We start from the raw sequence: 512 nt of genomic DNA on the forward strand, positions 1-512 counted from the left end.
GCAAACCGTCTGCAACCGCACCGTCTGCGCAGCTTCAAGCGCTCCAACGACCCGGCCTTTGCCAGCAAGGTCGAGGACATCGTCGGCCTCTACATGGACCCACCCTGCCATGCGGTGGTGCTGTCGATCGACGAGAAGAGCCAAATCCAGGCGCTCGATCGCACCCAGCCGGGCCTGCCACTGAAGCCCGGCAAGTGCGGCACGATGACGCACGACTACAAGCGCAACGGCACCACCACCCTGTTCGCCGCCCTTAACACCCTCGACGGAACCGTGGTCGGCCGCTGCATGCCGCGGCACACCCACAAGGAGTTCGCCCGCTTCCTCAACGCCGTCGAGCGCGCGGTTCCGGCCGGCAAGGTGATCCACGCCATCCTCGACAACTACGCCACCCACAAGCATCCGAAGGTGCGGCAGTGGTTGGCTGATCACCCGCGCTGGGTCTTCCATTTCACGCCGACCTCAGCGTCCTGGATCAACGCCGTCGAGGGCTTCTTCTCCGCCATCACCCG

1 protein-coding gene is annotated in these 512 nt (G+C 65.2%); it reads left to right on the forward strand.

What is annotated here, in order from left to right; translation table 11 throughout:
• Positions 1–512 (forward strand): IS630 family transposase (locus GSE44_RS25230; protein WP_159351557.1); only part of this gene is annotated, 512 nt, incomplete at both ends.

This window comes from Muricoccus harenae (assembly GCF_009848505.1).
GTDB classification, from domain to species: domain Bacteria; phylum Pseudomonadota; class Alphaproteobacteria; order Acetobacterales; family Acetobacteraceae; genus Roseomonas; species Roseomonas harenae.